We start from the raw sequence: 2519 nt of genomic DNA, 5'->3' as shown, positions 1-2519 counted from the left end.
ACGCGATAAATCGCCGTCTCTACAAGTGTTTTGGTCTTATCTGAACTGTATTGTACTATAGGTTAGTTTTAGCGCCCCTGCTTTCATCATTTCTGCGAAAAATTCCATAGATATTAAATCCTTATTTTACTGATGAATAACCACAAAATAGCACCACCTTAATCACAGGCTGGTGCTACTTTTCTGATTTAATTCACAATATTTAAATGGATTTTCTAAATTCCCCTTACTCCTTGCCCGCAACTTACTTTTATTATGCAGCACTGCTACGAGTTAACAAGTTCCACAGGAAAACCGCGATAATTGCACCAATAACTGCTAATGCAACACCAGGAATACTAAGACTAGGTGCTGCTAAAGTTAACGTTCCTGTACTGAAGAACACGCCTAAGCTACCGCCAACAAAAGCACCGATGATTCCTAGTAAGAGTGTTCCCAAAATTCCGCCACCTTGATGACCGGGGTAGATAGCCTTAGCGATCGCACCAGCAATTAGACCTAAAACAATCCAAGCAAGAATATTCATTGTTATTAATTTGGTAAACGTTTTTCACTTACAGAATACATATTATCAATCTTCATCTATTGATCCCATCTACCATCAGAATTAATCAATAATAACCATAAGGAAGAGTTTAATTGTAACTAGTTTTTTATATGTGCCCCCACTGAGTTAGATAATCAATTAAAAAAAAGCTCCTAGTAGGTCTTTAACTAGGGGCTTATTAAACTATTGCTTGGTAATTGCAGTATATGCATTTTTAAGTAGCTCTCTCCTCTACTAGAAGAATTAAGCTGAGTTTTTCAAGACTGTCTCTAAAGTAATGTAAAGGAAGCAAAATTAGATGATGTCGTAAGGCGGGCGTAGTCAGTAACTCGATGGCTGAGAAATGGGAGCGAATACAAAAAGCAACTTTGAGAGCCGATTGCTGCTACTATGTCAGGCTTGTATTGGGGAATGGAGACTGGTGAGTGGGAAGTTTGAAGTCCAATCCCTAATCCCCAATTCCTAACCCCCGATCCCTAATCGCTAATTTCCAGTCAAAATGCCTAATGAAATTTGGTTATCACAATTGCAAAAACATCGTGCGATCGCAGTTATCCGCGCCCCTAAAATCGAAATGGGGCAGCAAATGGCAATGGCTGTAGCATCTGGGGGAATGCAGCTAATTGAGATTACCTGGAATAGCTCACGCGCTGGGGAATTAATCAGTCAACTACGTTCGGAATTACCAGCCTGTATCGTTGGCACTGGTACGCTATTTAATGTGCAGCAGTTACAAGAAGCGATCGCATCTGGGGCGCAATTCCTCTTCACACCCCACGTTGATTCGGCAATGATTCAAGCAGCACAAGAAAAAAATGTGCCGATTATCCCAGGAGCTATGACTCCTACAGAAATTGTTACCGCCTGGAGTCAGGGCGCTAGTTGTGTAAAAGTGTTTCCCGTGCAAGCAGTAGGAGGGGCTGATTATATCAAAAGTTTGCAAGGGCCACTAGGTCATATTCCCTTAATTCCTACTGGCGGTGTGACTCTGGAAAATGCCAAAGAATTTTTGCAAGCCGGAGCGATCGCTGTCGGTTTGAGCGGTGAATTATTTCCCAAAAACCTTGTCACAGAGGGGAATTGGTCAGCGATCGCATCTGGAGCAAGAAAGCTGATACAACAGTTAAGTTAACTTAGAATCAAATCATCAAAAGTTCACGTCTATTAAAGTAATAGATAGGGAAATAAAGGTGAAAGCTGATAAGTTTCTCAAGACTTGATTATTTAAGTGCGAGTGTATCTAAAATGAAAAAACTGATTAATCCTGACTGGGTGCGTCGCTTACAAATACTCCTCACTGGTACAGCACTGTCCGTAAGTGTTTTTACTACTATTGGAACGAGTGAAGTTTGGGCGAATTCCAAAAATCAAGTGATTGCACAAAAAATCCAGACATTACAAAAATCGGATAAGCGCTGGATTCAAATTGATCTTTCAAAGCAACGGTTAATAGCTTGGGAAGGTGACAGAGTGGTTTATGGAAGTGCTATTTCCTCTGGGAAAAAATCTACTCCCACTCTGATTGGTACTTTTAATATTCAATCCAAGTTCAAAACTACACGGATGCGGGGAAGGGGCTATGACGTTCCCAATGTTCCTCATGCGATGTTTTACCAAGGTAATTACGGTATACACGGAGCTTACTGGCATAAAAGGTTTGGCACTCCAGTCAGCCACGGCTGTGTGAATCTCGCACCGAAACATGCTAAATGGCTATTTGAGTGGGCATCGGTAGGGACACCAGTAGTTATCCAAAAATAGTAGGTGAAGCAACCAAAAAGCAATTTAGGTAAAATCATTAATAACAACGAATCAAGACAATTGAGCGATTCCCAGCAATATTTTATGCTGGGAATCTTCGGAGTCGGAATTACGGAATTTGAAATAAAATATAGAAGAGGGCATTTAAGGATTTGCCGTAACTGCCTAGCTAGTAGTAATTGAGGCGAGAAAAACACAGACATTACCAAGT

Annotated in this window: 3 protein-coding genes; 2 read left to right on the top strand and 1 reads right to left on the bottom strand. The window is 40.8% G+C overall.

The annotated features are described in order from the left end of the window. Window positions 1–253: 253 nt before the first annotated feature. On the bottom strand, window positions 254–526 hold the full coding sequence (locus VB740_RS36425; protein WP_323204665.1) for a GlsB/YeaQ/YmgE family stress response membrane protein: 273 nt from the start codon (window positions 524–526) through the stop codon (window positions 254–256). A gap of 520 nt (window positions 527–1046) precedes the next feature. Here VB740_RS36425 and VB740_RS36420 point away from each other — a divergent pair. Both VB740_RS36420 and VB740_RS36415 read left to right on the top strand, forming a co-directional pair. After that, a complete protein-coding gene (locus tag VB740_RS36420) occupies window positions 1047–1679 on the top strand; it encodes a bifunctional 4-hydroxy-2-oxoglutarate aldolase/2-dehydro-3-deoxy-phosphogluconate aldolase (protein ID WP_323204664.1) in 633 nt (210 codons plus the stop codon). Between the two features lie 113 nt (window positions 1680–1792). Then, window positions 1793–2308 carry a L,D-transpeptidase gene (locus VB740_RS36415; protein ID WP_323204663.1) on the top strand — a complete coding sequence of 172 codons (516 nt, stop codon included), beginning with the start codon at window positions 1793–1795 and terminating at the stop codon, window positions 2306–2308. Window positions 2309–2519 lie beyond the last annotated feature (211 nt).

This window comes from Nostoc sp. UHCC 0251 (genome assembly GCF_034932245.1).
Classification (GTDB): Bacteria; Cyanobacteriota; Cyanobacteriia; order Cyanobacteriales; family Nostocaceae; genus Nostoc.
Note: the sequence above shows the minus strand (reverse complement) of the source record. Positions and strands in the feature narration are given on the sequence as shown.